The 25778-nt window shown below is 63.1% G+C and carries 25 protein-coding genes; 19 read left to right on the plus strand and 6 right to left on the minus strand.

Annotated features, from left to right (window positions below):
- Nucleotides 1–78: 78 nt before the first annotated feature.
- Nucleotides 79–882: a 2-oxo-tetronate isomerase gene (gene otnI / locus ACIPHN_RS11685; RefSeq protein WP_400436262.1), complete on the plus strand. Its 804-nt coding sequence runs from the start codon at nucleotides 79–81 to the stop codon at nucleotides 880–882.
- Nucleotides 883–1727: 845 nt separating this feature from the next.
- Here otnI and ACIPHN_RS11690 read toward each other — a convergent pair.
- Nucleotides 1728–2432, minus strand: coding sequence for a TetR/AcrR family transcriptional regulator (locus ACIPHN_RS11690; RefSeq protein ID WP_400436264.1), 705 nt, complete (start codon nucleotides 2430–2432; stop codon nucleotides 1728–1730).
- A 17-nt stretch (nucleotides 2433–2449) separates the two neighbouring features.
- Here ACIPHN_RS11690 and ACIPHN_RS11695 point away from each other — a divergent pair, with 17 nt between their 5' ends.
- A complete protein-coding gene (locus ACIPHN_RS11695; RefSeq protein ID WP_400436265.1) occupies nucleotides 2450–3307 on the plus strand; it encodes a metal-dependent hydrolase in 858 nt (285 codons plus the stop codon).
- Between the two features lie 30 nt (nucleotides 3308–3337).
- Here the strand turns inward: ACIPHN_RS11695 and ACIPHN_RS11700 are convergent, their stop codons facing one another.
- Complete coding sequence (locus ACIPHN_RS11700; RefSeq protein ID WP_400436267.1) at nucleotides 3338–4120, minus strand: GntR family transcriptional regulator; 783 nt, start codon at nucleotides 4118–4120, stop codon at nucleotides 3338–3340.
- A gap of 384 nt (nucleotides 4121–4504) precedes the next feature.
- On the opposite strand from ACIPHN_RS11700, the gene ACIPHN_RS11705 reads away from it, so the two are divergent.
- The 6 genes from ACIPHN_RS11705 to ACIPHN_RS11730 all read left to right on the plus strand — a co-directional run bounded on the left by ACIPHN_RS11705 (nucleotide 4505) and on the right by ACIPHN_RS11730 (nucleotide 11198).
- Nucleotides 4505–5545 (plus strand): ABC transporter substrate-binding protein, encoded by a 1041-nt coding sequence (locus tag ACIPHN_RS11705; RefSeq protein WP_400436268.1) that lies wholly within the window; start codon nucleotides 4505–4507, stop codon nucleotides 5543–5545.
- 45 nt (nucleotides 5546–5590) lie between these two features.
- Nucleotides 5591–6406 carry an ABC transporter permease gene (locus tag ACIPHN_RS11710; RefSeq protein ID WP_400436270.1) on the plus strand — a complete coding sequence of 272 codons (816 nt, stop codon included), beginning with the start codon at nucleotides 5591–5593 and terminating at the stop codon, nucleotides 6404–6406.
- Between the two features lie 46 nt (nucleotides 6407–6452).
- Entirely contained in the window at nucleotides 6453–7244 is a 792-nt protein-coding gene (locus ACIPHN_RS11715) for an ABC transporter ATP-binding protein (RefSeq protein WP_400436272.1), read from the plus strand.
- An 11-nt stretch (nucleotides 7245–7255) separates the two neighbouring features.
- Nucleotides 7256–7984, plus strand: coding sequence for an aspartate/glutamate racemase family protein (locus ACIPHN_RS11720; RefSeq protein WP_400436274.1), 729 nt, complete (start codon nucleotides 7256–7258; stop codon nucleotides 7982–7984).
- Nucleotides 7985–8020: 36 nt separating this feature from the next.
- Complete coding sequence (hydA, locus tag ACIPHN_RS11725; protein ID WP_400436275.1) at nucleotides 8021–9442, plus strand: dihydropyrimidinase; 1422 nt, start codon at nucleotides 8021–8023, stop codon at nucleotides 9440–9442.
- A 178-nt stretch (nucleotides 9443–9620) separates the two neighbouring features.
- Nucleotides 9621–11198 (plus strand): methyl-accepting chemotaxis protein, encoded by a 1578-nt coding sequence (locus ACIPHN_RS11730; RefSeq protein ID WP_400436467.1) that lies wholly within the window; start codon nucleotides 9621–9623, stop codon nucleotides 11196–11198.
- Here ACIPHN_RS11730 and ACIPHN_RS11735 read toward each other — a convergent pair.
- Nucleotides 11158–11406 (minus strand): hypothetical protein, encoded by a 249-nt coding sequence (locus ACIPHN_RS11735; RefSeq protein WP_400436276.1) that lies wholly within the window; start codon nucleotides 11404–11406, stop codon nucleotides 11158–11160. The genes ACIPHN_RS11730 and ACIPHN_RS11735 overlap by 41 nt on opposite strands.
- Nucleotides 11407–11453: 47 nt before the next feature.
- On the opposite strand from ACIPHN_RS11735, the gene ACIPHN_RS11740 reads away from it, so the two are divergent.
- Nucleotides 11454–12401, plus strand: coding sequence for a DMT family transporter (locus ACIPHN_RS11740; protein WP_400436278.1), 948 nt, complete (start codon nucleotides 11454–11456; stop codon nucleotides 12399–12401).
- An 11-nt stretch (nucleotides 12402–12412) separates the two neighbouring features.
- Here ACIPHN_RS11740 and ACIPHN_RS11745 read toward each other — a convergent pair whose 3' ends face one another.
- Nucleotides 12413–13318 carry a LysR family transcriptional regulator gene (locus tag ACIPHN_RS11745; RefSeq protein ID WP_400436280.1) on the minus strand — a complete coding sequence of 302 codons (906 nt, stop codon included), beginning with the start codon at nucleotides 13316–13318 and terminating at the stop codon, nucleotides 12413–12415.
- A 161-nt stretch (nucleotides 13319–13479) separates the two neighbouring features.
- Here ACIPHN_RS11745 and nfsB point away from each other — a divergent pair, with 161 nt between their 5' ends.
- Entirely contained in the window at nucleotides 13480–14133 is a 654-nt protein-coding gene (nfsB, locus tag ACIPHN_RS11750) for an oxygen-insensitive NAD(P)H nitroreductase (protein WP_400436282.1), read from the plus strand.
- 225 nt (nucleotides 14134–14358) lie between these two features.
- On the opposite strand, the gene ACIPHN_RS11755 is transcribed toward nfsB, so the two are convergent.
- Nucleotides 14359–15180: an IclR family transcriptional regulator C-terminal domain-containing protein gene (locus ACIPHN_RS11755; RefSeq protein WP_400436284.1), complete on the minus strand. Its 822-nt coding sequence runs from the start codon at nucleotides 15178–15180 to the stop codon at nucleotides 14359–14361.
- A gap of 10 nt (nucleotides 15181–15190) precedes the next feature.
- Complete coding sequence (locus tag ACIPHN_RS11760) at nucleotides 15191–15913, minus strand: IclR family transcriptional regulator C-terminal domain-containing protein (protein ID WP_400436286.1); 723 nt, start codon at nucleotides 15911–15913, stop codon at nucleotides 15191–15193.
- A gap of 189 nt (nucleotides 15914–16102) precedes the next feature.
- Between ACIPHN_RS11760 and ACIPHN_RS11765 the strand changes: the two genes are divergently transcribed.
- The 9 genes from ACIPHN_RS11765 to ACIPHN_RS11805 all read left to right on the plus strand — a co-directional run bounded on the left by ACIPHN_RS11765 (nucleotide 16103) and on the right by ACIPHN_RS11805 (nucleotide 25557).
- Nucleotides 16103–16984: a 4-hydroxyphenylpyruvate dioxygenase gene (locus tag ACIPHN_RS11765; protein WP_400436287.1), complete on the plus strand. Its 882-nt coding sequence runs from the start codon at nucleotides 16103–16105 to the stop codon at nucleotides 16982–16984.
- 4 nt (nucleotides 16985–16988) lie between these two features.
- Nucleotides 16989–17834, plus strand: coding sequence for a shikimate dehydrogenase family protein (locus ACIPHN_RS11770; RefSeq protein WP_400436288.1), 846 nt, complete (start codon nucleotides 16989–16991; stop codon nucleotides 17832–17834).
- Entirely contained in the window at nucleotides 17831–18703 is an 873-nt protein-coding gene (locus tag ACIPHN_RS11775; protein ID WP_400436290.1) for a sugar phosphate isomerase/epimerase family protein, read from the plus strand. Before ACIPHN_RS11770 ends, ACIPHN_RS11775 begins: the two co-directional genes overlap by 4 nt.
- 316 nt (nucleotides 18704–19019) lie before the next feature.
- Nucleotides 19020–20165 (plus strand): porin, encoded by a 1146-nt coding sequence (locus ACIPHN_RS11780; protein WP_400436292.1) that lies wholly within the window; start codon nucleotides 19020–19022, stop codon nucleotides 20163–20165.
- Between the two features lie 50 nt (nucleotides 20166–20215).
- A complete protein-coding gene (locus tag ACIPHN_RS11785) occupies nucleotides 20216–21637 on the plus strand; it encodes an MFS transporter (RefSeq protein WP_400436294.1) in 1422 nt (473 codons plus the stop codon).
- A gap of 194 nt (nucleotides 21638–21831) precedes the next feature.
- Nucleotides 21832–23382 (plus strand): methyl-accepting chemotaxis protein, encoded by a 1551-nt coding sequence (locus ACIPHN_RS11790; protein WP_400436295.1) that lies wholly within the window; start codon nucleotides 21832–21834, stop codon nucleotides 23380–23382.
- Between the two features lie 130 nt (nucleotides 23383–23512).
- Nucleotides 23513–24088, plus strand: a complete 576-nt coding sequence (locus ACIPHN_RS11795) for a response regulator (protein WP_400436297.1) — start codon at nucleotides 23513–23515, stop codon at nucleotides 24086–24088.
- 191 nt (nucleotides 24089–24279) lie between these two features.
- Nucleotides 24280–24651: a response regulator gene (locus ACIPHN_RS11800; RefSeq protein ID WP_400436299.1), complete on the plus strand. Its 372-nt coding sequence runs from the start codon at nucleotides 24280–24282 to the stop codon at nucleotides 24649–24651.
- A 195-nt stretch (nucleotides 24652–24846) separates the two neighbouring features.
- A complete protein-coding gene (locus ACIPHN_RS11805) occupies nucleotides 24847–25557 on the plus strand; it encodes a response regulator transcription factor (RefSeq protein WP_400436300.1) in 711 nt (236 codons plus the stop codon).
- The last annotated feature ends 221 nt before the right edge of the window (nucleotides 25558–25778 follow it).

The raw sequence follows: 25778 nt of genomic DNA on the forward strand, positions 1-25778 counted from the left end.
GGGCGTTGACGTTTTCTGCACCGCCGGTGGTGGCGCTGGACGCGCTACACTGGCACCCTCGTTATCAAGGAGAACCCGATGCTGCGTTTTGCCGCCAACCTGAGCATGATGTATGTGGAACACGATTTCCTGGACCGTTTCGCCGCCGCCGCCAAGGATGGCTTTTCCGGCGTCGAGTTCCTGTTCCCGTATGACTATCAGCCGCAAGAGATCAAGTCGCGCCTGGAGGCCAATGGCCTGACCCAGGCGTTGTTCAATGCGCCTCCGGGGGACTGGGCGGCGGGTGAGCGGGGTATCGCTTCCTTGCCGGGGCGTGAGGATGAGTTCAAGCGCAGTATCGATACGGCGTTGCAGTATGCGTCGGTGATCGGTAACCAGACGCTGCATGTGATGGCGGGTCTGATCAAGCCGGAGCAGGATCGTGCGCGTCATCGTGCGGTCTATCTGGATAACCTGTCTTATGCTGCGCATCAGGCTGAGTCTGCTGGCTTGACGGTGGTGATCGAGCCTATCAATACGCGCAATATCCCTGGCTTCTTCCTCAATCGCCAGGATGAGGCTCAGGCGATCTGTGCTGAGGTGGGGGCGCCTAATCTGAAGGTGCAGTTCGATTGCTATCACTGCCAGATCGTTGAGGGTGATGTCGCTGTCAAGTTGAAGCGCGATATGCCTGGTATCGGTCATATCCAGATTGCTGGTGTGCCGGAGCGGCATGAGCCGGATGTCGGTGAACTCAACTATCCCTATCTGCTCAAGTTGATCGATTCGCTGGGGTATCAGGGGTGGATTGGCTGTGAATACAATCCTGCTGGTGCTACTTCTGCTGGTCTGGGGTGGCTTAAGGCGCTGGCTGCTCAAGGGTTGACTACGCTCAAGAACTAAGTTTTTTTGTACTCTGTTGTTGGATGCCGTCCTGTTTTTATTGGGCGGCATTTTTTTTGGGGGGGTAGTCTGCACGGAATGCTTGTGTACGCTCTAGCTTAATTCTGATCTTTCTCCGGTCGGGACGGAGCGCCGGGGGCGGCCCGGCAGCCGCTCACTTTTCTTGTCTCGCCAAGAAAAGTAAGCAAAAGAAGGCGACCGCTGCTGCCTCCGCCCTCCTTCGGAGGGTCCCCGCGTTGGCACGTACCAAGACGGGGAAAATAGATTCGCTTCGCTCAAACTATTTTCCTGATCCGTCTCGGTACGCGCCAACGCGGCGGGTCAGAAGCGGAAAAGCAACCGGCTCGCCTTCGGCTTTGCCTAGGGCTCGCCTGCGGCATCGGTTTTTCTTCGATCTACCGGTGAAGACGGTTTTTATTCTTTTAAATCATTTCCGTCCGTTCGGACTGAGTAGTCGCGCAGCGACGTATCGAAGGCGAAGAACGCCAAGGCAAAGCCGCAGGCGAGTCGGAGGCTGTGCGATGCCGAAGGCGAGCCGTCCGGGGTCCCCCTTGGGGGCCAGCCGGCGGAGTGGGGTGACAAGTGGATCAGAAAAATAGTTTGAGCGAAGCGAATCTATTTTTCCCACTTGTTACCCCGCTCCGTCGGGAACCCTCCGAAGGAGGGCTGGCTCTTAGGGGGCCGTTTTCTTTGCTTACTTTCTTTGGCGGGCCAAAGAAAGTGAGCGGCTGCCGGGCCGCCCCCGGCGCTCCGTTGCGACCGGAGAAAGATCAGAATTAAGCTAGAGCGCAAACAAGCATTCCGTGCAGACTACCCAAGAGCACCAACAAGCAACAAGAAAAGTATTACTCCCTCAACATACCAAAAGCCAACCGCACCAGTTCATCCTCAAACTGCCTGGTCCCCAGCAAAGGCGATTCCTCCAGGGAAGCACTACGAATCACCCCCATCACCGCCCGAGTCAACACAAACATGGCCGCAGCAGAGGGCGCACGAAAGCCCGGTGCGTCGACCTGAGCCAATGCCACGGCCACATGTTCAGCCCCTTCGCGCATGGCCTGCATGATGTTCTCGTGATGGTCCATACGCCAAGCCAGCCGGATCATGGAGCGCTTGAACAGCCCACCCGCTCCGAAGGCTTCGATGAGGAAGCGGATGCGTTCACGGATGATGAGTTCGGGCGCGACGCCGGCAGCGACGGCCTTCTGCATGGAGGCCTGCATCTCATCCATGACCCGCCGCCGCCCGCGATGGATCATCGCCAGCAGGATGGCTTCCTTGGTGGGGAAATACTGGTACAGCGTCCCGATGGAAAACCCGGCCCGTTCGGCAATCCGGTTGGTAGTCAGCTGGGTCTCTCCATGTTCATCGACTAACTGAGCAGTGGCATCGAAAATGGTCTCGATGGTGCGTTGCGCGCGATCCTGCACCGGCTGCTTGCGCATGGCCTGCGCGGCTTGCGGCGGTTTTTTCCTGTGCGAAAGTGCCATGGCGAAAAACTGAGTCCGAAACGAGTTGAGGGCGATGCATCGAAACTGAATAATGCTCATATTTAGCCGATACATCAATGCCTGTCGAATTCACCATGACCACCCAGCCGCTCACCGATCTGCCCGTCCGCAAACTCAGCATCGACCTCGCCAGCGGATTCGCTCGCCATTGGCACGGTGGCGATGCCTATCGCAGCATGTACTTCAATGCGCTGTCGATGAGCTTCCCGGTCGGCGAGCAGTTCTTCATCGACTCGGTGCGTGCCGGTGTGGCGGTGCTGGAGGACAAGCCGCAACACGCTGCCTTGCGCGCGCTGTGCGTGCAGTTCATCGGGCAGGAGTCCACGCACCGCCACCTGCATGGGCTATACAACCGTCATCTGGAAGGGCAGGGCTTGCGCAATCGCTGGCAGCACTGGGCGCAGCGGCGGGTCGAGCGCTGCCGGCGTATCGGCCTGTCGCCGCTGAACCAGCTGGCCGTGACGGCCGCCTATGAGCATTTCACCGCCGTGCTGGCCGATGCCACGCTGCGCTATCAGTGGATGGACGGTGCCGAGGAAAAACTGCAGCGGATGTGGAACTGGCACGCCGCCGAGGAGATGGAGCACAAGACCATCGCCTTCGATCTCTACCGCGTCCTGGGGGGCGGCAGCCTGCGACGCATCGCGTGGTATGCCTATGTGTTTGCGATCTTCGCCACCGAGAGCACCCGGCAGACCCTGGACAACCTGCGTCGCGATCGCAGTCTGTGGCGGTTGGCGACCTGGGGTTCGGCCTGGCGTTTCTGGTGCGGCGGGAAGGGCATGCTGCGGCGTTGCAGCGGACCGCTGCTGGCTTACCTCAAGCCGGGATTCCATCCCGATGATGACGACAACCGCGCCCTCAGCGCGCAGTGGCTGGCGCGCTACAGCGCCTACTGGACGCGTCTCAAGTAAGCCGCCAGGGCATCACCGCCCAGGGTGAGCTCACACCATGCCCAGCATGGCTTCCAGGTCTTCGTCCTCGCCTTGCGGGGTCGACATGTCGAGCACGGCTTCGATGTGATGCAGGTGTTCCAGCATGGTGGCGACGGCGTCTTCGGTGCGGCCTTCGGCGATGGCGTCGATGATCTCGCCATGCTCGTCGTGGGTGCAGGCCGGTACCGTCGGTGAGTCGTAGAGCACGATGATGAGGCAGGTGAGCGAGGCCAGTTCGCGCATCATCTTGCTCATGACCGGGTTGTCCACCATGTCGGCGATGCGGATATGGAATTCGCCGGAGAGGCGGATGATGGCGCGCCGGTCATTGCTGGCGCGTGCGCGCGCTTCTTCTTCCACATGGGCGCGCAGCTGGGCGATGTGCTCGGGCCGGGTGTTCTCGCACAGATGGCGCAGCAGCGCCGGTTCCACCAGGCGCCGGGCGGCGAAGATGTTGCGCGCTTCTTCCGGTGTCGGGCTAGCCACGAAGGCGCCGCGATTGGGGATGGTGGCGATCAGGCCTTCATGCGCCAGTCGCGCCAGTACCTCGCGCACCCGGGTGCGATTGACGCCAAAGATCCCCGCCAGCTTTTCTTCCACCAGCTTGGTGCCGGGGGTGAGCCGGTGTTCCATGATCGCGCCCAGGATACGTTCGTAGATCGCATCGCCCGCCATGGGGCGGGTGCTGAAAACCTGGCCCGGCAGCGGACTGCTGTCCGGATTGTCTTGCCGGGTCGCTTTCGTCGCTTTCGTCGCGTTCTTGCGGGGGCTTGCTGCGGTGCTGGTGCTCATGTCGTCTCGGCGCTCGCGCGGGTGCGGGTGGTCTCTGTGGGCGTCATGATAACGGAAAATTGTGGAAAATGATTGTCACAAAAGTCTAAATCACTCAACACAAAATTGGTGCATCCTGTCTGCACTTGGCTGGGGCGGATTCCCGCTGCCCCCCAGCAGCAGGAGCGTGTTTGGTGCGGGCTGCTTGGTTTTTCTCCGTGGCAACAAGCTGCTGGCTGAAGCAGAAGCCAGTGCCGGCAAGGCTTGCAGGAGGCTTTTTCATCACCCGGGACAGGGCGTTGCGGTGCTGGCACAGCACTTGCATAAATGGTGGCAATAGATTTTTGAATTGTCACAATTTAACGGTCCGCCATTCACCCCTGGGAGAAAACGATGCAAAAGCCGATGCAAAAGCAAATCCGCAAGTCCCCGTCCGGCCTGTACTTCAAGGCCGCCGCGCTGGCCGCGTTGTTGGCCTGTGGCAGTCTGGCTGCCGGTTCGGCCGCGGCGCAGGCCAAGCCCAAGATCAAGCTGGCCTATGCCAAGTGCGCCCACTGCATGGCCATGTCGATGGTGCCGGCGCTGGCGCAGAACGTGGAAATCGAGGGCATCAATTTCACCGCCGGCAGCGATGCGTTGACGGCGCTGGTGTCCAAGAGCGTCGATATCGCCCAGGTGACTTACCTGGCCTATGTCAGCGGCCTGGACAAGGGCTTCGACCTGGTGGCGGTGTCGGGCCAAGTCAATGGCGGTTCCGAGATGCTGGTGGGCAAGGACAGCAAGCTGGCCTCGGACGACTGGGCCGGCTTGAAGAAGCTGATTGCCGACTACAAGGCCCAGGGCAAGCCCTTCCGCATCGCCGCCTCGCGCGGCAACGCACAGGACCTGCACATGCGCGGCGAACTGGCCGGCCATGGCATCGATCCTTCCAAGGACGTGCAGTTCGTCAATATCCCCAATCCTTCCGATCACGCAGCGGCGCTCTCGCGCGGCGAGGTGGAGCTGATCTGCTCGGTCGAGCCCTTTGCTTCGCAGATCCGCATGACCGGCGTGGGCAAGCATTTCGCCTATCCGTATGACCAGGCGGCGGGGCGTCTGACCAACCTGATCGTGACGCGCTCGGATGTGATCAAGGAGCATCCGGCCGAGGTCAAGGAGACCGTGGCCGCCGTGGTCCGGCTGGTGGATGGCTTGCAGAAGGACAAGCAGGGCTGGATCAACAGCATCGTCAAGGGCACCGGCCTGGACCCGAAGATCGCCACCGAGGCCCTCAGCAATGCCTATCCCGACTATCGCATGTACCGCACCCAGACCAAGGCGATCGCCGTGATGATGAAGGACCTCAGGTACGTCTCCAGCGATGTCTCGTCCCTGGCCGAGAAGAACATGGACTACAGCTTCCTGATGAGTGTCACCGGCAAGCCCAAGACCGAACTCGGTTATTGATCTGCGCATCCGCACATCCGTACCCCCCACGAGGAAGGAATCACCATGAGTGGATTGAAGCACTCCCTGTCGGAAGCGAAGTGGCGCTTTGCCGTGCCGCTGTTGCTGGTCTTGTCCTGGGAGGCGTTCTCCCGTTCGGGGATGATCCCGGCCTCGCTGCTGCCGGCGCCGTCGCGGGTCTTCGCGACCTGGATGGACTGGATCTTCGGCATCAACGAGTCGGCCCAGGACAGCAGCGGCAAATGGATCTATGACGCCATGGCCAGTTGCCTGCGCGTCACCGCCGGTTACCTGATCGCCGCGGTCTCGGGCATCGCCCTGGGCGTGGCCATCGGCTGGTGGCGCTGGGTCGAGCGTGCCATCGAGCCCACCGTGCAGATGCTGCGACCGGTGCCGCCGGTGTCGTGGATCCCGCTGGCCATCATCTGGTTCGGCATCGCCAACAAGCCGGCCATCTTCCTGGTGTTCCTGGGGGCGTTCTTCCCCATCCTGATGAACACCGTGCATGGCGTGAAGACGGCCGACCGCAACCTCCTGCGGGCGGCTGCCATGGCCGGGGCGCGCCAGGGCCAGCTGCTGCGTTTCGTGATCCTGCCGGCGGCCATGCCCAGCATCTTCGCGGGCTTGCGCATCGGCATCGGCAGCGCCTGGATGCTCACCGTCACGGCCGAGATGGTGGCGGTCAAGAGCGGTCTCGGCTATGCGCTGTGGGATTCGTATTACTTCCTGCGCTACGACCTGGTGATCGCCGCCATGATCAGCATCGGCTTGCTGGGCTTCCTGGCTGACTGGATCCTGAAGCAGATCATGAACTCCATGCTGCGCTGGCAGCATGTCTCGACCGTGCAGGGCAAGGGCTGAGCCGGCTCCTGTCCTGGCTGCACGCACCGACCAAGGAAAACACATCATGGCATTCATCGAATTGAACGACATCGTCAAGGTCTTCAAGGACCGCAAGCGTGGCACCGACATGCTGGCCATCGACCACGTCAGCCTGAAGCTGGAGAAGAAGGAATTCCTCTGCCTGCTGGGCCCCTCCGGCTGTGGCAAGTCCACGCTGCTGAACATGATCGCCGGCTTCGAATTTCCCACCACCGGCGAGGTCAAGGTGGCCGGGCGCACCATCACCGGGCCGGGTGCCGACCGCGGCATGGTGTTCCAGCAGGCCAACCTGATGCCCTGGTTGCCGGTGTGGGACAACGTCGCCTTCTCCCTCAAGCTGCAGGGCAAGAGTGCGGCCGAGCGGTGCGCGGCGGCCCAGCCCTTCATCGAGACGGTCAAGCTCAAGGGCTTCGAGAACCACTATCCCAGCGAGCTCTCCGGTGGCATGGCGCAACGGGTGGGGATCGCCCGCGCCTTGCTGCAGAACCCCTCGGTGATCCTGATGGACGAACCCTTCGCCGCCCTCGACGCCCAGACCAAGATGGAGATGCAGGAGGAACTGGTAGCCCTGTGGCAGCGCTACGAGGGCACCATCGTCTTCGTCACCCATAGCGTGGACGAGGCGTTGATCCTGGCTACCAAGGTGGCGGTGATGACCCACCGTCCGGGTCGCATGCGCGAGCTGATCGACATCGACCTGCCGCGTCCGCGCGATACCACCACCCAGGAATTCAACCACGCCAAACGCCACATTCTGGGCCTGATCCGCGAGGAAGCGGCGCTGGCCCATGCCGACGCCGCCCTGCTGGCGGCCTGAAAGGAAACACCATGACCCAACGCACCCTGCTCGGCATGCTCACGCCGTCCTCCAACACCACGCTGGAACCGGTGACCACCGCCATGCTGGCCGATATCCCCGAGGCCAGCGCCCATTTCGGACGCTTTCGCGTCACCGAGATCGCCTTGTCCAACCAGGCGCTGGCGCAGTTCGATGACAGCGAGATCCTGCGCGCAGCCGAACTGCTGGCGCATGCCAAGGTCGGCAGCATCGGCTGGAACGGGACTTCTTCCGGCTGGCTGGGATTCGAGGCCGATGAGCGACTGTGCGCCCGCATCACCGAGGCCACCGGCATCCCGGCCTGCACCTCGGTGTTGGCCTTGAACGAGATCTTCGAGCGCACCGGGGTGAAACGCTTCGGCCTGGTGACGCCTTATCTCGACGACGTGCAGGCCGCCATCATCAGCAACTATGCCGGCGCTGGCTACGAGTGCGTGGCTGAACGCCATCTGCGCAAGCAGGACAATTTTTCCTTCTCCGAAGTGGGGGCCGAGGAGTTGCGCGCCATGGTGCGCGAGGTGGCCCGCGACAAGCCGCAGGCCATCACCATCTTCTGCACCAACCTGCGCGGCGCGCCGCTGGTGGAAGAGCTGGAGCGCGAAGTCGGCATCCCCATCTACGACACCATTTCCACGGTGGTGTGGAAGTCGCTCAAGCAGGCCGGCGCCGATCCCTCGCGCATCCGCCACTGGGGCAGCCTGTTCCGCGACGTGGCGTGATGCCACCCCATATTGGTCACATCGAAAGGAAGACGGATGGATAGCTTTGACCTGGTGATCCGCAACGGTACGGTGGCGACTGCCTCCGACCTGATGCAATGTGACGTCGGCATCAAGGACGGCAAGGTCGCCATGCTGGGCCGCGACCTCCCGCGCGGCCGCGAAGAGATCGATGCCAGTGGCAAGCTGGTGCTGCCCGGTGGCGTCGATGCGCATTGCCACCTGGACCAGCCGATGGAGGAGGGCCTGAAGATGGCCGACGATTTCAGGAGCGGCACGCTCTCGGCCGCCTGCGGCGGCACCACCACGGTGATCCCGTTCGCGGCGCAGGCCAAGGGCGGCTCGCTGCGGGCGGCGGTGGAGGACTATCATCGTCGCGCCGAGGGGCGTGCCGTGATCGACTATGCCTTCCACATGATCGTCAGCGATCCCAGCGAGAAGGTCCTCAAGGAAGAACTGCCGCAGCTGGTGCGGGAGGGCTATACCTCCTTCAAGATCTACATGACCTATGACGATCTCAAGCTCAACGACCGTCAGATCCTCGACCTGCTGGCCCTGGCGCGGCGCGAGGGGGCGTTGGTGATGGTGCATGCGGAAAACGCCGACTGCATCGGCTGGCTGACCGAGCAGCTGGAGGAGGCCGGCTTGACCGCGCCCAAATACCACGCCCATTCGCGCTCGATGCTGGTGGAGCGCGAGGCCACGCATCGCGCCATTGCGCTCTCGGAACTGGTGGATGTGCCCATCCTGATCGTGCATGTCTCTGGCAAGGAAGCCATCGAGCAGATCCGCTGGGCGCATGGTCACGGCCTGCGCATCCACGCCGAGACCTGTCCGCAATACCTGGTGCTGACCGCCGATCACCTGGACGATGGCTACCATGGTGCCAAGTGCGTCTGCAGTCCGCCGCCGCGCGACAAGGCCAACCAGCAATACGTCTGGGATGGCCTGGCCAGCGGCCTGTTCACGGTGTTCTCGTCAGATCATGCACCGTTCCGCTATGAGGATCCGCAGGGCAAGAAACCGGGGGGCAAGGAAGTGCCTTTCCGTTATATCCCCAACGGCACGCCGGGGCTGGAGACGCGCATGCCCATCCTGTTCTCGGAAGGCGTGGTCAAGGGCCGCATCGATCTGAACCGCTTCGTCGCCCTGACCGCGACCGATCCGGCCAAGATGTATGGCCTTTATCCGCGCAAGGGCACCATTGCCATCGGCAGCGATGCCGATATCGCCATCTGGGATCCGCACCGTCAGGTCACTGTCAGCAATGCCATGTTGCATCACGACGTCGATTACACCCCTTACGAGGGCATGCAGCTGACCGGCTGGCCGGTCATGACGATCTCGCGCGGCGAGGTGGTGTGGAACGATGGCAAGGTCACCGATGCCTTCGGCCGGGGCCAGTTCCTGCCCTGTGGCTTGCCGGATCCGGCGCGGCCAAAACAACAGATTCCGTGATGACAACAAAATATAAACAATTTATCGACTATTTATAGGTTACCCTTCAGCAGGACAGTTTGTCGGCCGTAATACAGATGGGGGGAGGGGACATCATGCATTGCTGGACAGCAAATCGCGCTTGCGTGGTCGTGTCATCCCGCCATTTTCCCAATGATGACCACCTCCACCGCCCATGATGAACAATCTCTCGCTGAAGAAAAAACTCTGGCTTCCCCTGGTGTTTTCCTGGATGGCCTTGCTGTTCCTCTCGGTCTGGCATGCCTACCAGACCCGTGACCTGCAGATTGCCGAGCGCCAGCGCGGCCTGGAGGACGTCACCGAGATGGCCTATACCACCGTGGCCGGCTACGCCAAGCTGGAGTCCGAGGGCAAGCTCTCGCACGAGGATGCGCAGAAGGGCGCCATCGCCCGGGTGCGCGACCAGCGCTATACCGGCGACGGCTATGCCACGCTGGTGGGCGCGGATTCGACCATCGTGATGCATCCCATCAACAGCAAGCTCGATGGGCGCAACATGATCGATTTCAAGGATGCCAAGGGCAATCCGCTCTACAAGATGATCGCCGCCGCCGGAGCCTCAGCCCCTGGCCAGGGTTACCTGGAATACTGGTGGCCGCGTCCGGGCAGCGACAAGCCCAGTCCCAAGATGGGCTTCGTCAAGCGCTTCAAGCCCTGGAACTGGGACCTGATCTGTAGCGTGTATTCGGACGACATCGAGGCCGATTTCCGTCGCGCCCTGATCCAGGCCGTGGTGGTGCTGGTGGCCCTGGGCCTGTTGCTGTCGGTGATTGCCGCGCTGGTGTCGCGCAATATCTTCCGCTCCATCGGTGGCGAACCCACCGAGGCTGCCGAGATGGCCCGCAAGATCGCCGCTGGCGACCTGACCGGCAACATCCGCACCGCCGGTGGCGACAACCAGAGCCTGGTGGCGGCGGTGGCCTATACCCGCGACCGCCTGGTCGATACCGTGCACGGCATCCAGAATGCGACCGAGTCGATCAAGACCTCGGTCGATGAAATCGCCAACGGCAACATGGATCTCTCCAACCGCACCGAGCAGCAGGCCGGTTCGCTTGAAGAAACCGCCTCGGCCATGGAGGAGTTGACCTCCACCGTCAAGCAGAACGCCGCCAACGCCCAGCACGCCAACCAGCTCGCCTCCAGTGCCGCCAAGGTAGCCATCCAGGGTGGCGAAGTGGTGGGGCAGGTGGTCGATACGATGGCGTCCATCAATGCCTCTTCGCGCAAGATCGTCGATATCATCAGCGTCATCGATGGCATCGCCTTCCAGACCAATATCCTGGCCCTGAACGCCGCTGTGGAAGCGGCGCGGGCCGGTGAGCAGGGCCGCGGCTTTGCCGTGGTGGCCTCGGAAGTGCGTTCGCTGGCGCAGCGCTCGGCGGCTGCCGCCAAGGAGATCAAGCAACTCATCGATGACTCCGTGGGTAAGGTCGATGCCGGTACCCAGCTGGTGCAGCAGGCCGGCCAGACCATGCAGGAAGTGGTCTCCAGCATCCAGGGCGTGTCCACCGTGGTCAACGAGATCGCCACCGCCAGCCACGAGCAAAGCTCGGGCATCGAGCAGGTCGGCGAGGCCATCGTCCAGATGGATGAGACCACCCAGCAGAATGCCGCCCTGGTGGAGCAGGCCGCCGCCGCTGCCCAGTCGCTGCAGGAACAGGCCGACAAGCTGGTGCGCCTGGTGGGAGTGTTCACGCTGGATCGTACGAGCCGCGCTGTTGCACCACACTAGAGCTTGATGCTGTTTGCACCGGGAAGTGGCGCATGCTGCGCCAAAATGGTTTGATCGAATAAATAATTTGAATAATCAGGTTTTGCAGCAGGAAATGCTGCAAACCATGTTTCCCGGTGTCAAATACGGCAGCACTATTTGCCGTCTCTTCTCTACCATGAAGGCCGTTTGGATGCGCTGCAACATGCATCGGACGGCCTTTTTTCATGGCCGCTTCCGCATCGCTGGCGCTCCGTTGTCTTCCCTGGAGTCAAGATGTCCACCGCCACCGCCGCACCACGTTCCGTTTCCCTTCAGCACCAGCCGATGAGCCGCCTGTTCCTGGTGTGCGTGGTGCTGGCCATCTGCATCTGGGGCGGCAACTGGCCGGTGATGAAGTTCGGCAGCCAGTTCATCCCGCCGCTGTGGTTCGCGGCCAGTCGCTTCCTGTCGGCGGCGATCCTGAGTTTCATCATCGCCGCCGTGCTGGGCAAGCTGCGCCTGCCGACCCGCCAGGAATGGCCGGTGGTGGCTGGCGTGGGGGTCTTGCAGATGGGGCTGTTCACGGCGCTGGTGACGGGCGCCCTGCATTTCGTCATGCCAGGGCGCGCCTCGCTGATTGCCTATGCCACCTCGATCTGGGTGGTGCCGGGCGCGGCGCTGGTGCTGAAGCACAAGCTGAGCAGCCAGCAATCGGCGGCGACCGTGTGCAGCTATGCGGGGATTGCCGTGATCGTGCTGCCGGCGCTGCTGCATGCCGACCTGCACAGCATGATCGGCTACCTGATGCTGGGCGCGGCCTCGCTGTCGTGGGCCATGAACATCCTGCAGATCAAGCTCACGCCGGGCGTGAAGCTGGACTTCGACCTCTTGCCCTGGCAGACGCTGGTGGCGGCCGTGCCGCTGTGCGCGCTGGCCTTGGCCGTCGATGGCGCGCCGGTGTTCCTGCACAATCCGCATGCCTGGGGTGTGATCGCCTATACCGGCCCGCTGGCCACGGCCCTGACTTTCCTGATCGTATTGCAGATGACCCAGCGTCTCTCGCCCGTGACCGTGTCAGTGTGCATGCTGGGCGTGCCGGTGGTGGGCCTGACACTGTCGTCGCTGGTCTTCGGTGAACAGCTCTCGCCGGATCTCTTGCTGGGCATGGGCCTGCTGTGCCTGGGCCTGGTGTTGCCGGCACTGCCGTCGCTGGGCATGCGCCGCCTGGCGACCAAGGGCTGATTGCGCCGGCCCTAGCGGTCGGTCAGGTAGCGCGCGATGCGTTCGCCCAGCAGTTCACGCAAGGCCCGCACCGTCGGTGACAGGCTCATGCGGTGGGTGCAGACCAGATTGAGCGGCGAGGCCTCGCCTTCGTAATCGGGCAGCAGCGCTTCCAGCCGGCCATTGCGCAGGTCGGCCAGCACATCCAGGCGCGACTTGTAGGCGATGCCGCGCCCATCCACCGCCCAGCGGTGCACCATCTCGCCATCGTCGCAGACGCGGTCGCCGCTGACCTGTACCTGCAGCGGTGCGCCATCCTGGAAGAATCCCCATTGCGAATGCAGCATGTCCGAGAGCAGGTAGCGCAGGCAATTGTGCTGGCGCAGGTCGGCCGGCGTGCGTGGCCGACCGTGGCGCGCCAGGTAGTCGGGCGAGGCACACAGCACGCGACGATTGTCGGGCGCCAGCGGCAGCGCCACCAGGCTGGAATCCTCGGGCGGGCTGTAGCGGATCGCCACTTCCACCGGCTGGCGGAACATGTCGGCCACGCGATCGCTGATGCGCACCTGCAGGCTCACCGCCGGATGCTGGGCCTGGAACTCGTCCAGCCACTGGCACATCAGGTTGCGGCCGAAATCAGAGGGTACCGATAGCGACAGGTTGCCGCCGACCACGCGGCGGCCATGGGCCACGGCGTCGCGTCCGGCATTGACTTCGGCCAGGACGTTGCGGGCGTATTGCAGGTAGCGCTCGCCATCGGGCGTGAGGCGCAGGCTGCGGGTGGAGCGGGCCAGCAGGCGCGCGCCCAGTTCGCCTTCCAGGCGCTTCATGGCGGCACTGGCCACGGCCGGGGTCACATCATGCTGGCGGGCGGCAGCCGAGAGGCTGCCGTTGTCGGCGGCGCAGACGAAGATGGCAAGGTCTTCCAGTCGGATCATGGTGGTCGGGAATTCGGGTAGGGGCCTTATTTTACTTTCAAAAATATTTTGAAAATGTTTCTGTCGCCTTCTGCTTTTTTGAAGCCGGAGGATGGCCGATGATGCCCTCCAGAGAGATGGTCCATCTCCCGCAATCCGATCCATTTTTTGAAGGAAATTCCATGAGCCTCCTCCAGTTCGCCCGCAAGCGCCATTCCACCAAGGCCTTCGATCCCAGCCGCAAGATCCCCGCCAACGTCATCGCCGAACTGCGCGAATTGCTGCGCCTGGCACCGTCCTCGGTCAATTCCCAGCCCTGGCATTTCGTGTTGGCCAGTACCGATGCCGGCCGGGCGCGCGTGGGCAAGGCGGCCGAAGCCGGCTATCCCTACAACCTGCCCAAGATCCTCAACGCCTCGCATGTGCTGGTGCTGTGCGCCCGTACCGGGATCAGCGAGCCGCATCTGGAGGCCCTGCTGGAGAAGGAAGAAGCCGATGGCCGCTTCGCCAATCCCGAGGCGCGCGCCGGTCAGCGCGGCTCGCGCCTGATGTACAGCAACCTGCATCGCTATGAATTGAAGGACGCCCAGCACTGGATGGAGAAGCAGGTCTACCTGGCCCTGGGCACGCTGCTGCTGGGCGCGGCCGCGCTGGAAGTGGATGCGGTGCCGATGGAAGGTTTCAATGCCAAGGTGCTGGATGAGGAACTGGGTTTGCGCGAGCAGGGCTTCACCAGCGTAGTGCTGGTCGGCCTGGGCTACCACGGTGCCGACGACTTCAATGCCAGGCTGCCCAAGTCACGCCTGGCGGCCGAGGCGCTCTTCACCGAGCTCTGAGGCGCCGGGTCCCGATGATCTGACTCCCGTTCGGCCTGAGTAGGCCCCTGGGGCCGTATCGAAGGTACGCTCCCTCCGTGCGCCTTCGATACGCGGCTGTGCCGCTACTCAGGACGAACGGCCGGCAGTGTTGCGATGATCGTGGACACAGCTCAAACAGGCGAGCTCAGATTTGCATGTCCAGATTTGCGTGTTTCAGATTTGCGCATTTCAGATTTGCGCATTTCAGATTTGATTGATCAGCGCATTGGCCGCCTGCTGCAAGGCCGGCAGGATGCGCCCCAGCGCCTGCTCCCGCGATTCGCTGGCCATCGGAATGCTCAGGCTCAATGCGCCGATCACCTTGGCGTGCCGGTTCTTGAGCGGCACCGCGATGCCGCGCACGCCGGTCTGCAATTGCTGTTCCACCAGCGCGTAGCCGAGTTGCCGGGCGCGCGCGATCTCTTCATAGAGCTGGCCGGGATCGGTGATGGTGTGCGGGGTGAAGGGCGTCATGGGGCAACTGGCCAGCCATTCCCGCACCTGCGGCTCGGGCAGGGCGCCCAGCATCACGATGCCCGGTGAGGCCAGTTGCGCCGGTACCCGCGCGCCCAGCACGAAGCCGGTAGTCATCACCCGGGTGGCGCCGTTGCGGGCGATGAAGACCAGGTCCCAGCCATCGAGCACGCTGGCATAGACGGCCTCGCCGGTCTGTCCGGTGATCTGTTGCAGGAAGGGCTGCAGGATGCGCGGCAGCGGCGCCGAATCGAAATAGGACCAGCCCACCTTGAGCACGCGCGGCGTCAGCGTGAAGGTCTTGCCCTCGCTGTGCAGGTAGCCCAGGTGTTCCAGCGTCAGCAGGTAACGCCGCGCGGCAGTGCGCGACAGGCCGGTGCGGGCGGCCACCTGGGCCGAGGTCATGCGCTGGTTGTCGTAGTCGAAGGCTTCCAGGATCAGCAGGCCCTTCTCCAGTCCGGCGATCCAGTCGCGCCGCGACAGGCCGCCTTCGTTATTCTCTCCGACCTCGCCGGCCTCCTCGGACGCGGGCAGATTTTCTTCCTGGCTCATCGCCCTCTCCTCATACCCACATCATCAAGGTATTGGCCGTGGTCTGCAGCGCCGGCACGCCCCGCGAGATGGCTTCCTCGCGCGGGCAGGTGGCGATGTTGGAGGTCACGCTCAGGGCGCCGATGACGCGGCCGTTGCGGTTCTTCACCGGGATGGCGATGCCGCGCATGCCCATCTCGAACTGGTTCTCGGTGATGCCATAGCCCTGCTTGCGCATGGTGAGGATTTCCTGGAACAGCGCCGCCTTGTCGGTGACCGCCATGTGGGTGTGCGGGATCAGCGTGACCCGGTCCAGATAGGCCTGTATCTCGGCATCCTCGCGGGTGCCCAGCAGCACGCGGCCGGCGGTGGTGGTGTAGGCCGGCAGGCGGGTGCCGGGCTCGAAGCCGGCATTGACCAGTTGCGCCGCGGTGACCCGCGTCACATAGACGATCTCATCCCCGTCGAGCAGGGAGAAATTGGTCGATTCCTGCAACTGCTGGGTCAGCCGCTGCAGGAAGGGGACCACCGCGCGCGGCACCCGTGCCGACTCCAGGTAGGACTGGCCGAGGTTCAGCAGGCGCGGCATGAGCCAGAACTTCTTGCCGTCGGAGGCCGCCATGCCGGTATGCACCAGCGTGAGCAGGTAGCGTCGCGCGGCGCTGCGGGTCAGGCCCACGCGCTCGGCTACTTCGCTGGCGGTCAGCTGCGGCGAATCGCTGTTGAAGGCGGTGATGACGTCGAATCCCTTCATCAGGCCTTCGATCAGATCACGCTTCTGGATGTCAATTTCTACGGGACTTTGGTCGATCATCGTAAAAAAAACCGATAAATGAGTGATTGGCGAACAATTTGCGCGATTATCGCACGTTTAGTGACGATTTGGTCTTTTTGAGGGATGGGGGCTTGGCTATACTCGCCTCCGAGACAAATCATCGGGATCATGATGAACACCATAGAAAACAATCCTGTCCCCACCAATCCGCTGGGCATCGATGGCATCGAGTTCATCGAATACGCCACCACCGAGCCGCTGGCGCTGGGTGCCGTGCTGGAGCGCATGGGTTTTGAGCAGGTCGGCCGCCATCGTTCGCGCGAGGTGGTGCTGTATACCCAGGGCGAGATGAACGTGATCGTCAATGCCGACGTCGCGGCCCGGGCCGGATTCGACAATGACGTCCAGTCCACCAACCTGAGCGCCATCGCCCTGCGCGTGCGCGACGCCAACGAAGCCTATCGTCGCGTCACCGAGCTGGGCGCCTGGGGCATCCCGACCCGTGCCGGGGCGATGGAGCTGAACATCCCTGGCGTGCATGGCTGCGGTGACTCCATCATCTATTTCGTCGATCGCTATCGCGACTTTTCCATCTACGACGTCGATTTCAAACCGTCCAGCCAGGAGCGCCGCAAGACCACGGCCCTGGCCGGCATGCACTTCTTCGGACTGGTGCAGGCGGTGCGTCCGGATCGCCTGCGCGAGTGGATCGATTTCTACTCGACCCTGATGGGCTTCACCGTGCTGCCGGAAGGCCAGTTCTTCGGCATCCTGCCCAAGGGCAGCCTGCTGGTCAGTCCCTGCCGCCAGTTCTATATCCAGTTGGTGGAGCCGCCCGAAGGCACCGAGGACATCCATTGGGAAGAGGAATTGCTGCGCCTGGGCCTGGGCGCGCCCGATGTGTTGCAGGCGGTACGGCAGTTGCAGGAGCGCGGCGTGGTCTTTGTCGACCGTGCTCCTACCCAGGTCAGCGAGCGCGGTGCGCTCACCCAGCTCTACAAGGGCGGCGTCAGTTTCGAACTGGTGCGCAGCCAGAAAGACAGGAAGTGAAGTCATGAAGGAAATCACAGGAACCACGCGCATCTTCCCGGTCATCGGCTGGCCGGTGGAGCAGGTCAAGGCGCCGACGCTGTTCAACGCCTATTTCAAGCATCACGACCTGGATGCCCGCGTCATCCCGTTTAAGATCGAACCGGAGCGCTACTGCGAAGCGGTGCGCATGTTCATGAAGACCGAGAACGTGGGCGGCATCTTCGTCTCCATCCCGCACAAGCGCATGACGCTGGACGCGGTCGACCAGGCTACCCTGCGCGCCCGCGTGGCCGGTGCCTGCAATGCGGTCTATCGCGATGCCGAGGGCGTCATCCGGGGCGACCTGATCGATGGCGAGGGCTTCATCCGCGCCCTGGCGCGCACGGTCGGCGACACGCCGCTGGTATGGAACCGCACCCGCGCCCTGGTGGTGGGCACCGGTGGCGTGGGCTGCGCCATCGTGGCCTCGCTGGCGGCACAGGGCGTGGCCGAGATCTGTGTCTACGACACCCACCGTGCTGGCGCCGAGGAATTGCTGGCACGCGTGCAGGAGGCCTTCCCGGCGACCCGGGTGCGTTTTGCCCAGCCCGATGCCACTGGCTTCGACCTGCTGGTGAACTGCACGCCGCTGGGCATGCATGTGGGCGACCCCATGCCCTTCGCGCTGGAAGGCATCAGCCCGCAGGCCATCGTCGCCGACTGCGGCATGAAGATCGAGATGAGCCAGTTGCTGGTGCAGGCGCAGGCCAAGGGCTGCCGCATCCAGAAGGGCAAGGAGATGCTCATCGAGCAGGCGCCGCTGTATCTCGAACTGTTCGGCTGGCCGGGCGTGTCGGCTGATGATTTCCGTCACCTGGAGGCCCTGTGAACCTCGACAATTTCGGCATGGACACCATCACCCTGCCGGGTGGGCTGGAGTCCAAGTTGCAGGCTTCGATCGGCGCGGGTTTCTCGCAGATCATGCTGTGGTCCAAGGACCTGGTCGGCTATCCCGGTGGGCTGGACGCCGCCGTGGCGCTGGTGCGTGCCAGCGGCCTGCGCGTGACCGGCATCCAGGTCATGCGCGACTATGAAGGCTTGCAGGGGACCCTGCACGAGTACAAGGTCGACGTCGCCAAGAACCTGCTGCAGATCTGCAAGGCCGTGGGCGCACCGCTCTTGCTGGTGTGTTCCTCGACCTCGCAGCACGCCAGCGGCGACACCGCCCACATCGCCCGCGACCTGGCCAAGCTGGCCAACCTGGCGGTGCCGCTGGGCATCCGCGTGGGCTTCGAGGCGCTCTCCTGGGGCCGTCACATCAACCAGTACATGCAGGCCTGGGAAGTGGTGGAGCTGGCCGATCACGCCAATCTGGGCGTGGTGATCGATTCCTTCCACATCCTCGCCAACCGGGGCGCGCTGGAAGACCTGGATGCCATCCCCGGTCGGCGCATCGCCATGGTGCAGCTGTCGGACTTCATGTGGCGCGAGATCCGCAGCCCCGAGGAAAGGCTGGAGACGGCGCGTCACCTGCGCGTCTTCCCTGGCGAGGGCGAGCATTCGCTGGAGCTCTCGGACATGGTGCGGCGCCTGCATCGCGGTGGCTACCGGGGCGATTACAGCTTCGAGGTGTTCAACGACGACTACCTGCAGATGGCGCCGGCCGTGGTGGCCGAGCGCGCGCGGCGTTCCGCCAAGTGGGTGACCGACCAGGTGCTCAGGCGCGGCCTGCGGGTGCGCGAACCGATGTTTGCCTGACTATGCGGCCGATCACCCACCCACTACAGAACAAGGGTGATGGCTATTGAGGTGAGCCCTCAAATTGCATCAATCAACAACAAGAAAAGCCAGGCAGCACTGGCCACACCAATACAACACTGCGACAACAGAGGAGACGACATGACAGCCTGGCCCCCACCGACCTGAGCCTTGCCCACCGGCCCCACGCCGGACGCCTTTCCCATCTCCGACCCTCGTGCCGCGCCTGCGCCGGCAGGGGAGGCCCTGCGCCCAGTGCCCAGTGCCAGGGATGAGGTGCAGCACTCACCACAACGACAACAGAGAACAGCGAGACATGAAAACCAGATCCCTACGGACACCCGTCGCCCTTGGCCTGCTGCTGGCAGCCTCGGGTTCTGCCCTGGCGCAAAGCGCGGCCAGCAACGTGACCCTCTATGGCACCATCGATCAATACCTGGGCTACATGCGCAGCAGCACCGGGAAGAGCCTGTGGGGCGTCAACGATGGCGCCATCCTGCGCAGCCGTCTCGGCCTGAAGGGCTACGAAGACCTGGGCGGCGGCTATGCGGCCACCTTCACGCTGGAAAACGGCTTTGCCGGTGACACCGGCGGCCTGGCCGACAGCACCCGCCTGTTCGATCGCCAGTCCTGGGTCGGTATCAAGACCCCGGAGGCAGGCGAGTTCCGCATGGGCCGCCAGAACAGCGTGCCTTTCTTCATCGGCGGCGCCATCGACTACACCGAGCGCACCACCTACGGCTCCATCATCAATACCTTCGGCGTGCCGTCGCGCTTCGATAACGACCTGTCGTGGAAATCGCCGCGCTGGGCCGGCTTCCAGTTCGACGTCCACTACGCCATGCCCGAGACGGCCGGCGAAGGCCTGGGCCGTCGCGGCGTCTACCAGTTCGGCCTGGACTACACCAATGGCGCCTATCGCGCCGGCTATGCCGGCCTGATGGCCAAGCCCAATGCCGGTGGCTTGTACGACAATACGGTGCAGTACCACAACGTCTACTTCGATTACGACTATGGTCCGGGCAAGGTCTATCTGGCCTATGTGCGCAGCAACAACAGCACCGCCAATGCCAATGGCAACAACGCGGCCACCATCCTCAACAACGTCAGCAATCCCAACAACTACTTTGCCGGCAACGACCCCAACATCCAGCGTTTCTACAACGTCTACCAGGTCTCGGCCGACTATCGCCTCACGCCGCAGTTGCGCATTGGCGCGCTCTATGGCGTGATGGTCGATACCAGCCACAAGGATGGCGGCGCCCAGGGCGGCAACGTCGGCGCCTACTACGACCTGTCCAAGCGCACCACGCTGTATGGTTTTGCCAACTACATGAAGAACCAGGCCAATGCCGGCTGGCGCTTCAGCGGTTCGGCCGGACCCGGCAGCAACCTGGCCGGGGCGGATATCAATGGCAAGAGCCTGGTCGGCTTGCAGATGGGCATCCTGCATCGATTCTGATGCAGCCTGACCCGCAATCGTCCACTATGGCATCTTCAGACGGAGACACTATGCAACCCAGACATACATCGGCGACCCCGGCGCAGGACGCCGGCGACCACACCCAGCAGAGCAAGAAGGCCGCCGCCAGCGGCTGGATCGGCTCGGCGCTGGAATACTATGACTTCTTCATCTATGCGACGGCGGCTTCGCTGATCTTCCCGCAGCTGTTCTTCCCCAAGGGCGATCCGACCACCGCCATCATCGCCTCGCTGGCCACCTATGGCGTGGGGTATGTGGCGCGCCCCATCGGCGCCTTCGTGCTGGGCCACCTGGGGGATACCCATGGCCGCAAGAACGTGCTGCTGTGGTGCATGTTCATGATGGGCTTCTCTACCATCGGGGTCGGGCTCCTGCCCACCTATGACCAGGTCGGCCTGTGGGCGCCGGCATTGCTGGTGATCATGCGCCTGTTGCAGGGCTTTGCAGTGGCCGGCGAGATCTCGGGGGCCAGTTCCATGATCCTGGAACACGCGCCGTTCGGTCGACGCGGCTTCTTCTCCAGCTTCACGCTGCAGGGCGTGCAGGCCGGGCAGATCCTGGCGGCGGCGGTGTTCCTGCCGCTGGCGCACTACATGCCGGCCGAGCAGTTCAATGTCTGGGGCTGGCGCATTCCCTTCCTGCTCAGCTTCGTGGTCATCATCGCCGGCTGGGTGATCCGCCGTACCGTCGAGGAAACCCCGGTCTTCAAGGCCGCCGACAAGAACGATACGCAGCGCCGTTCGCCGGTGGTCGATGCCTTCCGTGACTGCACGCCCAACATGCTGCGCGTGGTCTGCATGGCGCTCATGAACGTGATCCCGGTGGTGGCCACCATCTTCGGCGCGGCCTATGCGGTGCAGCCGGCCTATGGCATCGGCTTCGCCAAGGACGTCTACCTGTGGATCCCGGTGGTGGGCAATATCGTGGCCGTGCTGATCATCCCCTACGTGGGCAAGCTGTCGGACCGCATCGGCCGTCGTCCGCCCATCATCGTGGGCTCGCTGCTGGCCGGGCTGTTCGCCTTTGCCTACCTGTATGCCATCAGCATCCACCATGTGCCGCTGGCCTTCGTGATGTCGCTGCTGATGTGGGGCGTGGTGTACCAGGGCTATAACGCGGTGTTCCCCAGCTTCTATCCGGAGCTGTTCCCCACCCGCAGCCGCGTGTCGGCCATGGCCATCGCCCAGAACGTCGGTACCGCCATCACGGCCATGCTGCCGGCGCTCTTTACCGCCGTGGCACCGCCGGGTGCCGACCACATCTGGCTGACGGTGGGCAGCATTGCCTTCGCCATCACGGTGGTGGCGGCACTGGCCGCCCTGAGCGCCCGCGAGACGTATCGTATCCCGCTGGAAAAGCTGGGCGAGCCCGATGCCCAGCCGGTCCCCAAGGGTGACTACGAGCGCATGCGCGCCCAGGCCGAGCTGCGGGGCGGGTTTGCCAAGTCCTGATCGCTGTTGCCTGTTACAGGAGAACGCCGCTGCCTACCCGGAGCGGCGTTTTTTTCTTGGGCGGCCGCTCGGGCCCAGGCAGGGAAATCCCTCTCTCCTTGCCGGATTGGCCGTGAAATCGCGCCTCGATAATGGCAGCTCACCGGAGACCGTGATAATCCGGGCAAGACGATGCGTATCGATAGGGAGGGATGATGAACTGGTTCAAGAATCTGAAGATCGCCAGGAAGCTGTTGCTGGCTTTCCTGGCCGTGCTGGTGTTGATGGCCATCCAGGGGGTGTTCTCGATCAGCCAGCTGGCCAAGGTCAAGAACGCGTCCTCGGAAATCTCGCGGGACTGGATGCCGGCGCAGAAGAAGCTGGCCGATATCAAGCTGCTGTTCGTGCGTCTGCGCGGTACCGAGTCGCAACTGGCGATCTATGACGGCGACGTCGCCGCCATGACCGGCCTGATCACGCGCAGCCAGGCCATCCTCACCGGCCTGGACAAGACCATGAAGGACTACGAGGCCAGCCTCGATACCGCCCAGGAGCGCGACACCTATCCCCAGGTGAAGCAGCAGATCGGCGAGTTCCTGGTCGAGCACAAGAAGATCGTGGCGGCCTTCCTGGCCAAGGACAATCCGCAGGGGCGCGACCTGTTCCTGGGTTACTCCAACAAGCTCTATCCCGATATCCTGGCCAACCTGGAAAAGCTCATCAAGGTCAACCAGGATGGCGGTGACGCCGCCACTGCCGGTGCCGATGACACCTTCAGCAAGGGGCGGATCTGGGTGGTCGGCATCCTGGTGGCAGCCCTGGTGATCGGGCTGAGCCTGGCCCTGTATGTGGCACGCATCATCGCCACCCCCTTGCAGGAGGCGGTGGGCATTGCGCGCCGCGTGGCCCAGGGTGACCTGACCGCCGATATCCGCGCGCAAGGCCGCGACGAGACCGGGCAGCTGATGGCCGCGCTGCAGACCATGAACCAGGGCCTGCTGCAGGTGGTGGGCAGCGTGCGCACCGGTACCGACAGCATCGCCACGGCATCCACCGAAATCGCCACCGGCAACCTGGACCTGTCGCATCGCACCGAACAGCAGGCGTCCTCGCTGGAAGAGACGGCCTCGGCCCTGGAAGAGCTGACCTCGACGGTGAAGCAGAATTCCGACAACGCCCGCCAGGCCAACCAGCTGGCGCGTACCGCGTCGGAGGTGGCCGTGCGTGGTGGTGGCGTGGTGGGCGAGGTGGTGCAGACCATGGAGGCGATCAACCAGGCCTCCAATCGCATTGTCGAGATCATCGGGGTCATCGATGGCATTGCCTTCCAGACCAATATCCTGGCCCTGAACGCGGCCGTGGAAGCCGCCCGTGCCGGCGAGCAGGGCCGTGGCTTTGCGGTGGTGGCCTCGGAAGTGCGCAGCCTGGCGCAACGCTCGGCTTCGGCCGCCAAGGAAATCAAGCAGTTGATCGATGATTCCGTCAGCAAGGTCGGCGCCGGCACCAGCCTGGTCCGGCAGGCGGGGACGACGATGTCCGAGGTGGTCGACAGCGTCAAGCGCGTCACCGACGTGGTCAGCGAGATCTCGGCCGCCACCAGCGAGCAGAGCGTGGGGATCGACGAGATCAACCGCGCCGTGACCCAGATGGATGAGGTCACGCAGCAGAACGCCGCCCTGGTGGAACAGGCCGCCGCCGCCGCCCAGGCCATGCAGGAGCAGGCCGCCAGCCTGGCGCAGACGGTCAGCGTATTCAAGCTGCGCTAGAGGAACTACCGGGATCTTTCTTCAGGAGACGATGCAACTTTCCTTATGGTTGGCAACCTTAGTCTTTGAGTGGGCGCACGTAGCATGCAGCGCCAGTTCGTTCGCACAATAAGACCAACGTTACCATTCCATGAGCGACCCCTTGCCGTCTCCTGCGTCCGCCGATATCGCTCCCGGACGAACCCATCGCATCTCCCTGCTGGCGACGGGCATTGCCGGGTTTGACGAGATCCTCGGGGGCGGCTTGCCGGCGGGTAGCCTGTACCTGATCCAGGGCCCGGCAGGCAGTGGCAAGACCACGCCGGCTTCCCAGGTGGCTTTCATGCAGGCCCGCGCTGGCCGACAGGTGATGCTGCTGGTCGTCGATGACGAGGTGGACATCACCGATACCTATGCCATGTTGCTGGAATTGCATGGCTATCGGGTGAGCACGGCCAGTCATGGCGCCGAGGCCCTGGTCAAGATGCAACAGGACTGGCCCGACCTGCTCATCTCGGATTGCATGATGCCGGTGATGAATGGCCTGGAACTGTGCGCCGCCGTGCGTGCCTTGCCGGGTGGGGCCAACTTGCCGGTGATCCTGTGCAGCGGCGCGCCCGAGCGCCACGATCTGTCGCAATCCAGTCACAACCTGTTCCTGCGCAAGCCGGTGTTCTTCGAACGCCTGCTGGAAGAAATCCAGCGCCTCCTTCCTTCCCACGCCTGAGTTTCCCGCCTGTGGCCCTGCACCCGCGCACGGTGCCGATGCCCATGCGATGCGGTCGAGCTTGCCGCCTCACAATATTGTCTTTTTCATCAGGAATTTCCTGATACCGCGATTCTTCGCCACCCCTCACCATCACTCACAACAGATCACCGCTCCGATAGGGGGGCGGGGGTTAGCTGGAGGGGGATACCGTGGGAACGAAGGAGAAGGACAAGACTGTGCTGGTGGTGGAGGACCATGCCGACTCGCGCGAGATGCTTTGCGAGATTCTGGTGCACAGCGGTCTATCGGTAATGGCGGCGGCCGACGGGGTAGAGGCCATCGCATTGATGCAGTCGCACCTGCCGTCGCTGGTGTTGACCGACCTGTCCATGCCGCGCATGGATGGCATGGCGCTGGCGCGCTACATCAAATCCGATGAACGCTATGACCATATTCCGGTGGCCCTGATCAGCGCCAATCTTCCTGCATCCAATGCCCGTATTCCGGAGATATCGGCCTTCCTGCTCAAGCCCTGTTCGGTCGACCATTTACTGACGACAGTAACCAGGCTGTTGCGCTGAAAGCCAATCGCCGTGGAGTTTTTGGGAGGAAGATGTCTGCGAGTTTTTATGATTTTATTTGCAGATATTTTCTGTATAACGTTGTGATTATGGAAAGCATATCCCTGCCTGACGGTGGGCCCGGATACACGTACGACAGTACGCGGGGGGATGCTCCGGCAGTCATAAAAACATTTCGTCCGGAACACTAGAGTGATGAAAGTACTAATCGTTGAAAGCGATATCGACTGGCGTAATACGCTCAGCGCGCATGTGGGGGAATTGGGTTATGAAGTCTCGGTCTGTTCCTCGTTGGGACAGGCGCGCGACATCCTCAAGAGCCGCCAGCCGGATATCCTGATGACCGACGTCGGTTTGCCTGATGGAAGTCTGTTGCCCGAGCTTGCCTCGCTGCGCCAGCACTTCCCGTCCATGGGCATCGTGATCCTGACCTCGGCCACGCGCCTGGAAGACAAGGTGCGCTGCATGAGCGATGGGGCCGACTACTATCTGGTCAAGCCGCTCAAGCTGGAAGAGGTCTCGGCGACGCTCACCGCGTTGGCACGGCGCATGAAGACCGCACCGCACCAGAGCTCGCCCGAATCGGAAAAGTGGACCTTCAACCGCAAGTCGGGACGGCTGGCCAGCCAGGGTGTGGTGGCCCAGCAATTCACCGACAAGGAAAGCACGGCCCTGGCCGCACTGTTGCAGAGTCCGAACTATCCGGTCTCGCATACGCAACTGTTCGATCTGCTGCGCTCGGGCGGCGAGGAATATGATGCCCATCGCATCGACGCGCTGATCTACCGCGTGCGGCAGAAATTGCGCTCCCTGCAGGAAGCCCCCATGCAAATTCGCAACATCTATGGCGAAGGTTTCCTGATGCTGCGCCGCAGTTCGGCCGTCGATATCGTCCTCGAAGCCTGAGGGCCAGCGGCTCGCAAAAGCCGGTAGCGACGATCCGGGGTGGGCCTGACTGAAGGCTGACAGGATTTCTGCTGCTGTCATGGAATGATCTGGCGAAGCTCGCATTGCAATCGATGTTGCAATGCGGGCTTCGTTGCCATTGGCGGCCAGAAAAACCTCTGCGGCGGCCCATGCTGCGGACTTCCCATGCCGCAGCAAATTATGCTGCGCCGCGAAAGTTT

The organism is Herbaspirillum sp. NPDC087042 (assembly GCF_044745245.1).
Classification (GTDB): domain Bacteria; phylum Pseudomonadota; class Gammaproteobacteria; order Burkholderiales; family Burkholderiaceae_D; genus Herbaspirillum.